This window comes from Allorhizocola rhizosphaerae, assembly GCF_003426775.1.
GTDB lineage: Bacteria > Actinomycetota > Actinomycetes > Mycobacteriales > Micromonosporaceae > Allorhizocola > Allorhizocola rhizosphaerae.
This window is the reverse complement of the sequence record NZ_QJUG01000086.1, coordinates 1-13,994: the sequence shown is the minus strand read 5'-3', so window position 1 is coordinate 13,994 and position 13,994 is coordinate 1. Positions and strand designations below refer to the sequence as shown.

Here is a 13,994-nt window from a genome sequence, read left to right as displayed (position 1 = left end):
GTCTGGCCCTATATCCCCCCAGGGGGCCAGGCCCCTTCACTTTGCGCGCGTTCCGCGCGCACGGGCTATTGGACGCGGCGGACGTCGTAGGCAGACGGCACGGGGGAGCCCAGGTATTCCTGCCCCCTCATCCTGCACCAGGCGGGGATGTCCGCCGCCGCGGCCGGGTCGTCGGCCAGCACCCGGATGGTGTCGCCGACGGCTAAGCCGGGCAGGGCCTTGGCGAGCGCGATGACGGGCAGGGGACAGCGCTGACCAAGACAGTTCAGTTCGGTGGTCATGCCACGCCCACCTCCGCCCGGATGTCGGCCACGATGCCGGGCAGTTCGGCCAGGAACCGGTCGACGTCGGCATCCGTGGTGTCGCGGTGCAGCGAGAGGCGGATGTTGCCGTGGGTCAGCGCGCCCATGGCCGCGAGCACATGGCTGGGCTGCAGCGTGGAGGACGTGCAGGACGAGCCGGACGAGACGGCGAAGCCGCGGCGGTCCAGCGCGTGCAGCAGTGCCTCGCCATCAACATAGAGGCACGAGAATGTGACCAGGTGCGGAAGCCGGTCAACGGGGTCGCCGACGATTTCGACGTCGGGCACCGTGGCGGCGACCGTGCGCCGGATCCGGTCGATCAGAGCGGACTGGCGCGCGCTCTCGGCCTCGGCTTCCGCCTGCACGGCCTGCAACGCGGCCGCCGCGGCGAGGATCGCGGGCAGGTTGGGCGCCGTCTCCGCGCTCGGCCACGGTGACTGCCAGCGCGCACCCTTGCGGATCACCATCACACCGACACCGGCCGGCCCGCCCCACTTCCTGGCGCTTGCCGAAAGATAAGACCATCCATCCGGTACGGCTAGACGCCCCACCGTCATCGCGGCGTCCACGAGCAGCGGGACCCCAAACCCCGCCGCCCACTCGACCGGCTGCACCGTGCCCACCTCGTGGCTCGCGCTGATCAGCGCGGCAACCGCCACGCCCGGCCCGGACACGGCCTCCTGCCACGCCGTCCGGTCGATGTGCCCGGCCCGGTCGACCCCGACCTCGACCGCCGACCCCCCGGAATGGACATGGCGCTGCGCGGCGTGCAGCAGCGCGGAATGCTCGATTGCCGAGTGCACCAGCGTTTGCCCGGCCCTCCGCCGGGCCGCCAGCGCACCGAGCACGGCCGTCTGCACGGCCCAGCTGCCGCTCGGCGTGAACGTGAGCTCCTCGGCCCGAGCACCCAGCACATCGGCGATGGCACCACGCGCCGCGTCCAGCAGCTGGCGTGCCCGGCGGGCCTGCGCGTAGAGCCGGTTGGGGTCTGCCCATCCGTCCTCTATCGAGGCGAGCAGGGCATCTCGCGCCGCGGGATGCAGCGGAGTCGAAGTCGCGGAGTCGAAGTAGGCAACCTGCACGCCTAGAACGCTACCGCCAACCCCTGCCACACCGACCCCAAGACCAACGCTGGACGTCGTGTGAAGTACTCTGCGGTCGTGCTTAGGAGGATCGGCGGCTTTATCACCGCGGCAGGCTTCACCGCCCTGCTGGCGGGCTGCGATGTCGGGAAGACCTTCCGTGGCTTCGGTTGGCCGACGGGCGTCAGCCAACAGGCCACGCAGATGTACGACCTCTGGATCGGCTCGGTGGTCGCGGCGCTCGCGGTCGGGTTCTTCGTGTGGGGCCTGATCTTCTGGTGTGTCGTGCGCTACCGCAAGCGCGGCCAGGAGCTGCCCGTGCAGACCCGGTTCAACCTGCCGATCGAGGTGCTCTACACCGTCCTGCCGTTCCTCGTGATCGCCGTGCTGTTCTACTACACGGCCGTTGTGCAGACCCGGGTCACCCACGTCTCGGCCAACCCCGACACCACGGTCGAGGTGGTCGCGTTCAAGTGGAACTGGCAGTTCAACTACCGCTCCGGCCCGACCGTCAAGGGGCAGCCCGCGCCGCAGACCATCGCCTCCACCACGGGCACCAGCGAGGTGATCCCGCTGCTTGTGCTCCCGGTGGGAGAGAAGATCAAGTTCGAGCTGACGGCCAAGGACGTGATCCACTCGTTCTGGGTGCCGGACCTGCTGTTCAAGCGCGACGTCTTCCCGGGCAGCGTGCGCAACGAGTTCGAGGTGACCATCGACGTCCCGGGCCGCTATGTCGGCCGATGCGCCGAGCTCTGCGGCACGTACCACTCGATGATGAATTTTGAGGTCGTCGCCGTGGAACCGGACCGGTTCGACCGTTACGTGGAGGCCCTGCGGTCGGGCAAGACGCAGCCGGAGGCCATGGCAGCCATCGGCTTCACCGGCAAGGACACCTACGCCGTCACGACGTCGCCGTTCCCCACCAAGCGTGACTCGGCCAAGGAGGCGGGCCAGTGAAAACCGAATACCGGCTCTTCGTAGGGCTCGCGGTCTTCCTGTTTGTCGCCGCCGGGGTCTACTGGTGGTGGACCGGCCTGGTGCCGCCCGGCTACGACTGGATCGGCACCACCGCGCTGGTGCTGTCGGGCCTGCTGGTGCTGATGTGCGGTGGCTACTTCTGGTTCGTGTCGCGCCGCATCGAGCTGCGCCCGGAGGACCGCAACGACGGCGAGATCGCCGATGCGGCGGGCGAGGTGGGCTTCTTCTCGCCGGGCAGCTACTGGCCGTTCGGCATCGCGGTCGCCGCCGCGGTGACGGGCTTCGGGCTCGTGTTCTGGATGTGGTGGCTGATCGCGGTCGGCATCATCGGCGTGCTGTTGACGGCGTGCGCTCTGCTGTTCGAGTACTACACGGGAACCCGCAGGACCGCTTCACACTGACGCTTATTCGACCCCGGCCTTGCGCCGGGGTCTTTTTGGCTCTATGGTTCGTTACATGAGTAAAGAACCGACGGACCGATGAACCTCGGCTCATGAGCTTTGACGAGCGCAGCCCCATCTACCACCAGATCGCCGAGAAGATCAAGCGCGACATCCTCAACGGCGACCTGGGCGCAGACGAGCAGGTGATGTCCACCAACCAATACGCGGCGTTCTATCGGATCAATCCGGCGACCGCGGCCAAGGGCTTCCATCAACTGCTTGATGAGGGCTACCTCTACAAGCGTCGTGGCATAGGCATGTTCGTCAGCCCGGACGCCCGCGAGCGGCTGCGCGCCCAGCGGCGCGAGCGGTTCTTCTCCGACGTGGTCGGGCCCATGGTCGCCGAGGCGCGGGCCGTGGGCATCCCGCTGGACGAGATCATCCAACACCTCGAAATCAAGAACAAGGACGGTGGCTCCCGTGACCCTCGGGATTGAGGTCAGCGAACTGCGCCTGCGCTTCGGCGAGGTCAACGCGCTCGACGGTCTCTCGTTCCGCCTCGACGGCGGGAAGATCTACGGGCTGCTCGGGCGCAACGGCTCCGGCAAGACCACCCTGCTGTCGGTGCTGGCCGCGTTTCGCCGGCAGACCGGCGGACAGGTGCGCATCGCAGGGGCCGAGCCGTTCGAGAACGCCGCGGTCATGCGACAGATCTGCCTGATCCGCGAGAGCGGTGACGTCTACGAAAGCGACTACGTGCGAACGGTCCTGCGCACGGCCGGCGAGCTTCGCTCCACATGGGACAGTGAATACGCGCAACGCCTGGCGGAGCGGTTCAACCTGCCGCCGCGCAAGACGGTGCAATCCCTGTCGCGGGGCCAGAAGTCGGCGCTGGGCATCGTGCTGGGTCTCGCCAGCCGGGCGCCCGTCACCATGTTCGACGAGTCCTATCTGGGCATGGACGCGCCCTCGCGCTACGCGTTCTATGACGAACTGCTCGCCGACTACACGGCCCACCCGCGCACGTTCATCCTCTCCACGCACCTCATCGAGGAGGTCGCGTCGCTGTTCGAGGAGGTCGTCATCATCGACCGAGGGCGTCTCGTGGCGCATGAGGAGGCCGACGTGCTGCGCGCCCGCGGGGTCTCGGTCACCGGGCCGGTCGACGTCGTCGACACGTTCGCGGCCGGGCTGACCGTGCTGGGCGAGCAACGCCTGGGCGGCACGAAAGCCGTGACCGTGTACGGGACGCTGGAGCCCGAACAGGTGCGCGCCGCCAAGATGGCCGGGCTCGAGCTGGGGCCCGTTTCGCTGCAAGACCTCTTCGTCCACCTGACAAGTGAGGCAGGGAACCGATGACCGTCCTCAAGCACCTCGCCCGTGGCTATCGCGTGGTGTACGCCTGGTTTTGGGGCCTCGTGGCGCTCGTGTTCACCGGGCTGATGGTGAGCCTGACCATCTTCGGGCCATGGGTGGTCGGTACCGGCGAGAGCAGCGCGTGGGGCCTGGTCGCGGGGCAGGCCCCGGCCTGGTTCCTGTTCACGATGGGCATCATGCTGGCGACCACCGGGCTGCCCGTGGCCGTCGCCAACGGTGTCACGCGGCGCGAATACACTGTGGCCGCGGGGATTTTCACCGTCGTGAGCTCGGTCCTGTTTGGACTGCTGATCCTGGTGGGACACGCCCTGGAGATTTTGGTGTACCGGGCCAACGGCATCATGGCCGCGTTGACCGAGCCTTATCCGGCGCCGACTCTGGCGACCTTCGGGCGCGGTGTGCTGCAACATTTGGCGTTCATGGTCACGGGCTATCTGATCGGGCTGTGCTTCTACCGTTTGCGTGTCTGGTGGGCCATCGCCGTCACGCCGGTGGCGATGATCCCGGTATTTGCAGGCAACGACCAGGCCGACGTGACCCGGTTCGGTGGGGTGTGGCTGGTGCTCGCGGTGGCCTGCGCCGCTGGGGTCGCCGCCTATCTGCTGGCCCGCTCGGTACCCATCAGATCCAAGAAGGCATGAACCTGAGTGACGGCGTCCGCGGTGGGTGACCAAACTTTGGGTGGCGAAGAAACGGGCTGACGAAAGGGGAACGCGCCAATGTTTGCCCGTTGCCGGGGGCGAGGTCGCCTCCTTCTCCGCGCCATCGGATGGCCCATCACCTGCGCGACCGTGCCCATCACCGCCGACGGGTTGGGCGGCGGCGATCCAGTGGTCGAGGGGTCGGCTGGGCGTTACGCGGTGGCGGCCCGTTGCGCGGCAGCGATCCAGCGGTCGAGCACGGCCGCGGCGGCACCGTCGTCAATGGACGATGCGGCCCGGGAAAGGTTGGCCTGCAACGAACCCTTGAGGTCACCCGAGGTGCCGCGCGAGGCCCACTCGTGTGCCGTCAAGGCCATCGCGGCGTTGATGAGTACGGCGTCGCGGATCGGGCCGGGCGCACCGGTCAGCACGCCGCGCAACACGCCCGCGTTGAACGGCGCGTCCGCGCCGCGCAGATCGCCGGGGGAGGAGCGGGGGAGGCCGAAGTCGGCAGCGTCCAATGTGGTCTCGCTCACCTTGCCGCCCGTGGCCAGCCACACGCGGGTCGGCCCGGCCGTGGTGAACTCGTCGAGCCCATCCTCGCCGCGCATCACGAACACGGTGTCACCGCGGTCGGCATAGACCTGACCCATGAGCGGGGCCATGCGGGCGTCGGCACAGCCGATCGCGCCGGAGCGCGGGCGCGCCGGATTGGTGAGCGGCCCCAGGAAGTTGAAGAAGGTTGGCACGCCAATCTGGCTGCGGATCGGGCCCGCATGCCGCGCGCCCGGGTGGAACCGCTGCGCGAAGCAGAACGCGATGCCCGCCTCGTCGGCGACCCGAGCCACCTGCTCGGGGCCCAGATCCAGCGGGATGCCCAGGAACTCAAGCACATCGGCCGTGCCGCACGAGGACGACGCGGCCCGGTTGCCGTGCTTGATGACCCGCACCCCGGTGCCGGCCGTCACCAGCGCGGCCATGGTCGAGATGTTGACGGTGTGGGACTGGTCGCCGCCCGTGCCCACCACGTCGACGGTCGCCAGCCGCTGCGCGTCGGTCTGCTCGACCTGCAGCGCGTATCCCAGCATCGAGCGCACCAGGCCGCCGATCTCCTGGGCCGTCTCGCCCTTGGCGCGCATCAGCAGCGCGAAGCCGGAGATCTGGGCGGGCGTCGCCTCACCGGTGACGATTTGCTCCATGGCCCAGGCGGCGTCGTCGGCGCTGAGCTCCTCCCGGCGGACAAGCGCGCCGAGCAGGTCTTTCCAGGCGGCCATGGGCCCTCCGTTAGACAGGCGAGACCCTCTTGGTGAGCAGGTCGGCTACGGCGGCGGCCGTGGTCACCGGGTCGAGCGGGTGCAGCAGGGTGGCATCGACCTTAGCGTATGCGGCGAGCCATCGGTCGGCCGAGCGGGCGATCACCACGCACGTGGGCGGGGCGTGCTTGAGCTCGTCCTTGAGCTGGCGGGCGATGCCGAGGCCACCGGCCGGGGCCGCCTCACCGTCGAGCACCACCAAGTGGATCTCGTAGTCGTCGATGAGCTTGATGCAGTCGGCGTAGGTCGATGACTCGACGAACTCGACCTCCAGGTCGGGGCGGGGCTTGGTGCCGATGGCCAGCCGCATGCGGTCCCGGACCTGCGGGTCGTCGCTATACAAAAGCACGGTGCGCGTCTCGCTCATTTACTTCCTCCGCTACGCTCCGGGAGCCCTGGCTGCTGATGCACTCGGGCCAAGCCCTCGTTCATGGCGCTTCCTCCGCCAGCCTCCGGAAGCCCTGGCTGTTGATTCGCTCGGGCGAGCCCTCGCTCATGCGACGGATCCTAGCCCAGGGGTCGGCGGCGCTTGACCATGAGGTTGGTGTCACGACACACCGTCGAACATGGGCTTATGTTCATGATTGACCGGAGGGTTTAACTCTGTTCAGGCGAACCCGTGGTTTGCGCGGGCGGTCTCAGCCATGGAGCGGTCCGAGGCCACCCGCTGCGGAAGGGTCGAGGCGGTCGAGTTCGCGGTCGATGCGGGCGGCTTCGAGGCGGGATTGCTTGATCCATTGGGCGATGAGGATGCCGAGCATGGTGACGGACACCAGCTCGCCGCCGGCCCAGAGGATGCCGCCGGCCGTGACCTGATCGGCGAACGGGTCCACCCAGCGCAGGCCCAGCGACGGGTAATAATCGCCGGCGAGCAGCGTCTGCGACTGCATGATGGTCAGGCCGAGCACGGTGTGGAACGGCACGCTCAGCACCATCAGCAGGGCCCGCGCGGGATAGGGCCAGCGGCCCGGAAGCGGGTCACGCCCGAGCAGGGGCCAGAAGAACAGGCAGCCGGTCGCGATGAAATGGGCGTGCATCAGCTCATGGACGAACCCGTTGCGCAGGGTCAGCTCGTAGAGGCCGGTGAAGTACAGCACGAACGGGTTGGCGATGAAGATGCCGAACGACACGAGGGGGAAGGCGAGCACGCGCGCCAATCGGCTGTGCAAGGCCCCGAGAAGCAGGGCGCGTGGGCGCTTTCTCAACGTGCGCAAGGCGAGGGTGACCGGGGCGCCTAGCGCCAGGAAGATGGGCGCGACCATGGACAGCGCCATGTGCTGGACCATGTGAACGCTCAGCAGCGTCGTGTCGTAGGCGCCGATCCCGCTCAGCGTGACGACCGCGATCGTGCCGAGCCCCGGTCCCAGGAAGGCAATGGTGCGTGATGCGGGCCACGCATCCCCGCGCAGGCGCAACTTGTGCACGCCATAGAGGTAAAGCCCGGCCGCGACGAGCAGACCGACGGCGAGCCACGAGTCGAGCCGAGCCTGGCTGAACAGCACTTCTACGGAAAAGGGCGGCACCTGGCAAGGCTATGTCACGGGCTTCGGAGGCGACACGGGCCCCGACCGGTACCCCGGATGCTCATGGATGCTGCTCTGGGGCAATAATCATCGCGTGACTGCGGCCTCAACCGTTATCGACAAGAGCCGGATCCATTCGTTGACCAGGCCCAACATGGTCAGTGTCGGGACGATTGTCTGGCTCTCCAGCGAGCTCATGTTCTTCGCGGCGCTGTTCGCGATGTTCTTCGCGATCCGTGCGGCGGATTACAGCCAGTGGGAGAAGCATTATCCGACGCTGAACCTGCCCTACGCGCTGGCGTTCACCATCATCCTGGTGCTGTCCTCGGTGACGTGCCAGATCGGCGTGCTGCGGGCGGAGCGCGGTGACGTGCACGGCCTTCGCCGCTGGTTCGCGCTGACCTTCGTGATGGGGCTCATCTTCGTGCTCGGCCAGGTGAATGAGTACCGTCAGCTGGTGCACGAGGGCATCAAGATCAATACGGACGGCTACGGCTCGATGTTCTACCTCACCACCGGTTTCCACGGCCTGCATGTCACGGGCGGTCTGATCGCCTTCATCATCTACATGATCCGCACCACCATGGGCCGGTTCACCCCCGCCCAGGCGACCTCGGCGATCGTCGTGTCCTACTACTGGCACTTCGTCGACGTCGTGTGGATCGGCCTGTTCTTCATGATCTATCTGCTGGAGGCGATTTAATTGGTCGCGCACAGCCCAAGGCGCCCCCGGAGCCGCGCACGGCGGCGGGCGATAGCGGCGCTGCGCATGCTCGCGGCCCTGGTGCTCGCGGGCGGCATCTACGCACTCGTGTCGCCCAACGCGCAGGCCAACGCCCCTGGCCAGCTGAGCGCGGCCGCGCAGGAGGGCCGCGCGCTGTACGAGACGAGCTGCATCAGCTGCCATGCCAACAACGGGCAGGGCGTGGAGGGTCGAGGCCCGAGCCTGATCGGTGTCGGCTCGGCCGCGGTGGAGTTCCAGGTCGAGACCGGCCGCATGCCCGCCGCCGCGCAGGGCGCGCAGCTTGAGCGCAAGCCCCCGCAGTTCAACTCCGACGAGGCACGCCAGCTGGGGCAGTACATCCAGGAGCTCGGTGGCGGCCCCGAGATCGCGTTCCAGGGTGAGCAGGCGCCCAAGGGCGACATCGCCCACGGCGGCGAGCTGTTCCGAGTCAACTGCTCGTCGTGTCACGCCTTCTCGGCCGCCGGCGGTGCGCTGTCCAGCGGCAAGTTCGCCCCGTCGCTGGAGCCGAGCACCGACCGGCAGCTCTACGCGGCCATGCTCACCGGGCCGCAGAACATGCCGGTGTTCGGCGACAACCAGATGTCGCCCCAGGACAAGTACGACGTCATCGCCTACGTGCAGAACCTGAAGTCCGACACTGATCCGGGCGGCTGGGGCCTCGGCCGGTTCGGTCCGGTCACCGAGGGCGTGGCCATCTTCCTGTTCGGCATGGTTCTGCTGGCCTTCGCGGCGCTGTGGATTGCGGGTAAGTCATGAGCACTGGCACTGGCACTGGCACGGGCAACGGCACCGGCCCCACCCGGTTCGAGGTCGTGCGTCAGGGCGCGCGGGAGCACGACGACGTCGAGATCGTGCACTACGAGCCGCAGTACCCGCCGGGCTCCAAGGCGGAGAAGCGCATGACGCGCATCGTCTCGCTGATGTTCATGCTCAGCGGGCTGACCGCGATCCTGTTCGTGCTGGCCTACGTGTGGTGGCCGTTCACCGACTGGCCTTCGGTGGACGGCTGGCAGTACCAGCCGGGCAACACCGCGAGCAAAGGCTTCACGCCCATCCTCGGCCTCATGTTGGGGCTGTCGCTGGGGTTCCTCGGGCTGGGGATCCTGACCTGGGGCAAGAAGCTGCTTCCGCACGAGATCGCGCTGCAGGACCGCCACGACGGGGGATCGGATCCGGCCGAGCGGGCTCTCACCGGTACCACATTGCAGTTCATCGGAGAGGAATTGGGACTCGCCCGGCGGCCGCTGCTGAAGGTGGCGCTGGCGGCACCCGCCGCGGGTCTTGGCGCGGCGGCCCTGGTGGTTCCGGTCGGCATGTTGATCAAGGACCCGCACCACCCGGACGTCTTCTTCCACACCGGGTGGGACCCGGCCGCCAACGGCGGCAAGAAGGTTCGCCTGGTGCGCGAGGACGGCGTGACCGCGATCCGGCCCGAGGACATCAGCGTCGGCGGCCAGATCACGGCGTTCCCCGGCATTCCCGAGGGCAACCGCAACAAGCACGCGGACTCGCCCGTGCTGCTCATCCGGCTGCGCCAGGACGACGCCGCGCGGCTGCGGGAGAACATCAAGGCGTACCCGACGAACGCGAAGTTCGAGAAGCACCCCATGGTCGGCGACCTCGTCGCCTATTCCAAGATCTGCACGCACGCGGGTTGTCCGGCTAGCCTGTATGAACAGGAGACCAACCGCCTGCTCTGCCCGTGCCACCAGTCGCAGTTCCTCATCACCGACAACGCCAAGCCGATCTTCGGTCCGGCCACGCAGCGGCTGCCCATGCTGCCGCTGGAGCTCGATGAGGAGGGCTTCCTGGCGGCGCAGGGCGACTTCGCGGTTCCGGTCGGCCCCGCGTTCTGGGAGAAGCCTTCGGAGAGGCGAGACGCATGAAGAAGCGAAAGTTCGATGTGAAGCAGCTGCCGGCGGCGACCGCGGGCGCCATCGACGACCGCTACAAGGTGGCCACGCCGCTACGGTCCTTCTTGAACAAGGTCTTCCCGGACCACTGGACGTTCCTGCTGGGCGAGATCGCACTGTTCGCGTTCATCATCCTGCTGCTGACCGGCACGTTCCTCGCGCTGTTCTTCGAGCCGTCGATGCAGGAGGTCACCTACCAGGGGTCCTATCTGCCGCTGCGCGACGTGCACATGTCGCGAGCCTACGAGACGTCGCTGGAGCTGTCGTTCGACGTGCGCGGCGGGCTCATCATGCGGCAGATGCACCACTGGGCGGCGCTGCTGTTCATGGCGGCGATCGTGGTGCACATGGCGCGCGTGTTCTTCACCGGCGCGTTCCGCAAGCCGCGTGAGCTCAACTGGATCATCGGCCTGCTGCTGTTCTGGCTGGGCTTCCTGGAGGGCTTCGCCGGATACTCGCTGCCCGACGACGCGCTGTCCGGCACCGGTCTGCGGATCGCCTCCGCGATCGTGCTGTCCATCCCGCTGGTCGGCTCGTGGGTCTCCACCTCGCTGTTCAGCGGCGAGTTCCCGGGCGAGATCATCCTGGAGCGGTTCTACATCCTGCACGTGTTCCTGTTGCCGCTCGTCCTGCTGACCCTCATCACCGTCCACGTTGGACTCGTGATCGTGCAGAAGCACTCGCAGTTCCCGGGTCCGGGCCGGACCAACCACAATGTGGTCGGCGAGCGGTGGTTCCCGCGCTACGTGCTCAAGCAGGGCGGGTTCTTCATGCTCGTGTTCGGCGTGCTGGCGCTGATGGGCGGGCTCTTCCAGATCAACCCGATCTGGTTGTTCGGGCCGTATGAGGCGGCGGTGGTGTCGTCGGGCAGCCAGCCCGACTGGTACGTCATGTTCCTCGACGGCTCGACGCGGCTCATGCCCGCCTGGGAGATCCGGGCGTTCGGTTACACGATCCCGGCCATCTTCTGGCCGACCGTGGTGCTGCCCGGCCTGCTGACGGTGTTCCCGATGTTCTACCCGTTCATCGAGGCACGCCTGCGCAAGGACAAGGGTTTCCACAACCTGCTTGAGCGGCCGCGCGATGTGCCCGAGCGGACCGGTCTGGGCGCCGCCGGCATCACGTTCTACCTGGTGCTGACGTTCTCGGGCGGCAACGACATCATCGCCGACAAGTTCCAAATCAGCCTCAACGCGATGACGTGGGCGGGCCGGATCGGGCTGCTCGTGCTGCCGCCGCTGGCATACTACGTGGCCCGGCGCATCTGCCTCGGCCTGCAACAGCACGACCGCGAGGTGCTCGCGCACGGCGTGGAGACCGGCATCATCAGGCTCCTGCCGGACGGGCGCTTCATCGAGGTGCACCAGCCGCTCGCGCCGGTCGACGAGCACGGACACGGCGAGCTGCCATATGTGGGCGCGCCCGTGCCCAAGAAGATGAACCGCCTCGGTGCCCTTCCGCCGGCCGTGCGGGGCTTCTTCAAGCCGATCGAGGAGCCCGCGCCGCCGAAGCCGAAGGACAGAGAAAAGATCGAAACCCATTAGTGGGTACGGCTTACGCGCGCAGGCGGCCGGTTGGCCGCATTGCCTGCAGGGATTGGGCCCGGTCCGCTTGGCGGCCGGGCCCAATCTTGCAACAGCCCGGCCCGAGGACACCGGCTGGCCGCGAATCCTTGCGCTGTAGGGGTTGTTGGAGCGGCTGACGCGCAATCCGGTGGTGAGGCTGAATCGTGCTGTGGCCGCGGCGATGGTGCACGGCGCGCAGCCCGGATGGGCTGTGCTTGGCGGGGTGGGTGAGCGGCTGGCGGGCAGTGGCCACCGGGTCGACGCCGTGCGGGCACACCTGCTGGAGATGGTGGGCGACACGGCGGCGGCCGCGGCACATTACGCTGCCGCGGCCGCGCGCTCGATCAATCTGCCGGAACAGCACTACCTTGCACGCCAGGCGGCGCGGCTGCGCGGTACAGGCAAAGGAATCGATATTCCTGCCCCGGGGCGGGCCGATGGATAGGCTCCTTCGCGGGGGTGTGAAACATGGGCAAGCAAAACAACAAGGACCGGTCGCAGGGAAATGCGGGCAAGGCGAAGTCGCGGGGCCAGCAGTTGCTCGAAGACGTCGACAGTGCGCCCGCGCGCATGGGTGAGGATGTCCGTCAGGGCGCCGAGAACATGCGTGAGCGCGGCGGCCGCGAAGCCGTGACCGACATCAAGTCCAAGGCGCGCAACAAGCGCTAGCTGAGGCGGCGCAGCGCGCGTCGGCGACCGGCGTGCGGCTCAGTTCAGGTATGGGGTCAGACCCTCGTACCAGACGTCGGCCATGAGCCAGCCACCGGCCGCGTTGTGGTGGATATGGTCCGCGCGCATGCAGCCGGTGTTCTCGGCGTCGACCTCCTGGCCGCCCTGCCATTCCGCGTCGTCCGCGGTGATGCTGGTGGGGCGGCCCGGTACGGTTGCGGGGATCGCCCACGTGGTAATGCCCACGTCGTAGCAGTCGTCGCTGCGGATGTGCATGCGGCGCGGGCTCGACTCGCCCGGGTGGATGCGAGGGTCGGTGTTCAGCGTGGCCTGCACGGCCCGCCATTCCCAGTACACGAGCGGGTTGTAGAAGTGGTCGAACGGGCGCGACGCCGTCGGGGTGCGGGTGTTGTGCGGGCGGCAGTTGGCCTGTTCGGACACGGGATAGTTGGGGCAGGTCGCGCCGAACTCCAGCGGCTTCTGTGCGACGAAGACGTGGTCCACATGCGACAGTAGGGCCAGGCTGAACCGCTCCAGCCAGCCGGCGTAGACGGCGTGACTCGCGTCGAGGCCGTTGAGCGTGCCGTCGCAGTTCCAATCGATGCGCCCGTTGATGACGCCGTTGCGCCCGTTGCCGCACGGCTCGGCCGCGTCCGGGATGCGGGAGGCCGGCCACGTGTCGCCGGTGGTGACGGCTCCATCGAGGTTCCAGTCGTCGATGGGCCAGCTGCGGTTGGTCGTGTCCTGGATCAGCGCGAGTTTGAAGTCCATGCGCGCCAGGCAATTGCCGAACCCGGTCGCGGTGTGGGCGCCCGCGGCGTCGTAGTAGGTGCATGTCATGTTGGGTGGGGCGGTGTTGGGGCACGCTCCGCCCGTAGGATCGCCCGATCCGTTGAGCGCCCGGTCGACCCGGACGCGGCGCAGGGACCACCGATTGCCCGCCGCGTCGGTGCACCACTGCAGCGGGTTGGATGCCGCGACGCGGTGGTATTGCAGGTCACCGGGTGCGAACCGGGCCTGGCTCCACAGGAAGCCGCCGTCTCCGCCCGTGATGAGCTCGAAGACCTGATAGTTGCGCCCGTCGGCCGGGTTGGAGTTGAGCGCCAGCGCGAGCTTTTGCGGATAGTCGCCCTGGTCTGAGGTGCTGTGGCCGAAGATGACGAGGGCCACGTTGGTGCGGTGGCCGTCGACCGTGCGCGGGATGTTCAGGGACGTGGCCGCCGGGGCTGGTGGCGGCACGGGTGCGGCGAGTGCCGCCGTTGTGTGCGGGATGGTCCCTGGCCCGGTGGCCGGGGCTGGTAAGGCTGGCGGGAGCACGAGCATGGCGACCGCCGCCGCGATGGTGAGAATGCGAACCATGGCGGCACTATCCGGCCTCGTCGTTTAGATAGGGAAAGCCCAATGTTTGGGGTGGGCAAGAGCTCGTAGCGGTGGTTGGGCGTGGGTTTGTGGTTGGGGTGGGTGGGAGTTTGCGGCGGTGGTCGGGGGCGGGTTCTGTGGTCG

At 68.0% G+C, this 13,994-nt stretch carries 17 protein-coding genes; 11 read left to right on the top strand and 6 right to left on the bottom strand.

Annotation, left to right across the window (positions count from 1 at the left end; translation table 11 throughout):
- Positions 1-65: 65 nt before the first annotated feature.
- A complete protein-coding gene (locus DM816_RS19710) occupies positions 66-281 on the bottom strand; it encodes a sulfurtransferase TusA family protein (protein ID WP_117211769.1) in 216 nt (71 codons plus the stop codon).
- The gene (locus DM816_RS19705) at positions 278-1,384 is read right to left on the bottom strand and encodes a cysteine desulfurase family protein (RefSeq protein WP_117211767.1); all 1,107 of its coding nucleotides are present in this window, start codon (positions 1,382-1,384) and stop codon (positions 278-280) included. The genes DM816_RS19710 and DM816_RS19705 overlap by 4 nt, the downstream gene beginning before the upstream one ends.
- A 78-nt stretch (positions 1,385-1,462) precedes the next feature.
- On the opposite strand from DM816_RS19705, the gene ctaC reads away from it, so the two are divergent.
- The 5 genes from ctaC (at position 1,463) to DM816_RS19680 (ending at position 4,763) form a co-directional block, all read left to right on the top strand.
- Positions 1,463-2,341 carry an aa3-type cytochrome oxidase subunit II gene (gene ctaC, locus DM816_RS19700; protein ID WP_246002056.1) on the top strand — a complete coding sequence of 293 codons (879 nt, stop codon included), beginning with the start codon at positions 1,463-1,465 and terminating at the stop codon, positions 2,339-2,341.
- Positions 2,338-2,763 carry a cytochrome c oxidase subunit 4 gene (locus DM816_RS19695; RefSeq protein ID WP_117211763.1) on the top strand — a complete coding sequence of 142 codons (426 nt, stop codon included), beginning with the start codon at positions 2,338-2,340 and terminating at the stop codon, positions 2,761-2,763. The genes ctaC and DM816_RS19695 overlap by 4 nt, the downstream gene beginning before the upstream one ends.
- A gap of 92 nt (positions 2,764-2,855) precedes the next feature.
- The gene (locus tag DM816_RS19690) at positions 2,856-3,242 is read left to right on the top strand and encodes a GntR family transcriptional regulator (protein ID WP_117211761.1); all 387 of its coding nucleotides are present in this window, start codon (positions 2,856-2,858) and stop codon (positions 3,240-3,242) included.
- Positions 3,226-4,104 (top strand): ATP-binding cassette domain-containing protein, encoded by an 879-nt coding sequence (locus DM816_RS19685; RefSeq protein ID WP_117211760.1) that lies wholly within the window; start codon positions 3,226-3,228, stop codon positions 4,102-4,104. The genes DM816_RS19690 and DM816_RS19685 overlap by 17 nt, the downstream gene beginning before the upstream one ends.
- Positions 4,101-4,763 (top strand): hypothetical protein, encoded by a 663-nt coding sequence (locus DM816_RS19680; protein WP_117211758.1) that lies wholly within the window; start codon positions 4,101-4,103, stop codon positions 4,761-4,763. Before DM816_RS19685 ends, DM816_RS19680 begins: the two co-directional genes overlap by 4 nt.
- Positions 4,764-4,975: 212 nt before the next feature.
- Here the strand turns inward: DM816_RS19680 and trpD are convergent, their stop codons facing one another.
- From trpD to DM816_RS19665, 3 genes are all read right to left on the bottom strand, one after another.
- Positions 4,976-6,037, bottom strand: a complete 1,062-nt coding sequence (gene trpD, locus DM816_RS19675; protein ID WP_117211756.1) for an anthranilate phosphoribosyltransferase — start codon at positions 6,035-6,037, stop codon at positions 4,976-4,978.
- Positions 6,038-6,047: 10 nt separating this feature from the next.
- Positions 6,048-6,443 carry a hypothetical protein gene (locus DM816_RS19670; protein ID WP_117211754.1) on the bottom strand — a complete coding sequence of 132 codons (396 nt, stop codon included), beginning with the start codon at positions 6,441-6,443 and terminating at the stop codon, positions 6,048-6,050.
- Positions 6,444-6,714: 271 nt separating this feature from the next.
- The gene (locus tag DM816_RS19665; RefSeq protein ID WP_117211752.1) at positions 6,715-7,599 is read right to left on the bottom strand and encodes a cytochrome c oxidase assembly protein; all 885 of its coding nucleotides are present in this window, start codon (positions 7,597-7,599) and stop codon (positions 6,715-6,717) included.
- Between the two features lie 67 nt (positions 7,600-7,666).
- On the opposite strand from DM816_RS19665, the gene ctaE reads away from it, so the two are divergent.
- The 6 genes from ctaE to DM816_RS19635 all read left to right on the top strand — a co-directional run bounded on the left by ctaE (position 7,667) and on the right by DM816_RS19635 (position 12,491).
- A complete protein-coding gene (ctaE, locus tag DM816_RS19660; protein ID WP_117211750.1) occupies positions 7,667-8,302 on the top strand; it encodes an aa3-type cytochrome oxidase subunit III in 636 nt (211 codons plus the stop codon).
- A gap of 66 nt (positions 8,303-8,368) precedes the next feature.
- Positions 8,369-9,100 carry a cytochrome bc1 complex diheme cytochrome c subunit gene (gene qcrC, locus DM816_RS19655; RefSeq protein WP_117211749.1) on the top strand — a complete coding sequence of 244 codons (732 nt, stop codon included), beginning with the start codon at positions 8,369-8,371 and terminating at the stop codon, positions 9,098-9,100.
- Positions 9,097-10,230 carry a cytochrome bc1 complex Rieske iron-sulfur subunit gene (gene qcrA / locus DM816_RS19650; protein WP_117211748.1) on the top strand — a complete coding sequence of 378 codons (1,134 nt, stop codon included), beginning with the start codon at positions 9,097-9,099 and terminating at the stop codon, positions 10,228-10,230. The genes qcrC and qcrA overlap by 4 nt, the downstream gene beginning before the upstream one ends.
- Complete coding sequence (gene qcrB / locus DM816_RS19645; protein WP_117211747.1) at positions 10,227-11,801, top strand: cytochrome bc1 complex cytochrome b subunit; 1,575 nt, start codon at positions 10,227-10,229, stop codon at positions 11,799-11,801. The genes qcrA and qcrB overlap by 4 nt, the downstream gene beginning before the upstream one ends.
- Positions 11,802-11,973: 172 nt before the next feature.
- A complete protein-coding gene (locus DM816_RS19640; RefSeq protein WP_162907639.1) occupies positions 11,974-12,267 on the top strand; it encodes a hypothetical protein in 294 nt (97 codons plus the stop codon).
- Between the two features lie 23 nt (positions 12,268-12,290).
- Positions 12,291-12,491: a hypothetical protein gene (locus tag DM816_RS19635; RefSeq protein WP_117211743.1), complete on the top strand. Its 201-nt coding sequence runs from the start codon at positions 12,291-12,293 to the stop codon at positions 12,489-12,491.
- A gap of 39 nt (positions 12,492-12,530) precedes the next feature.
- On the opposite strand, the gene DM816_RS19630 is transcribed toward DM816_RS19635, so the two are convergent.
- On the bottom strand, positions 12,531-13,850 hold the full coding sequence (locus DM816_RS19630) for a hypothetical protein (RefSeq protein ID WP_117211741.1): 1,320 nt from the start codon (positions 13,848-13,850) through the stop codon (positions 12,531-12,533).
- Between the last annotated feature and the right edge of the window lie 144 nt (positions 13,851-13,994).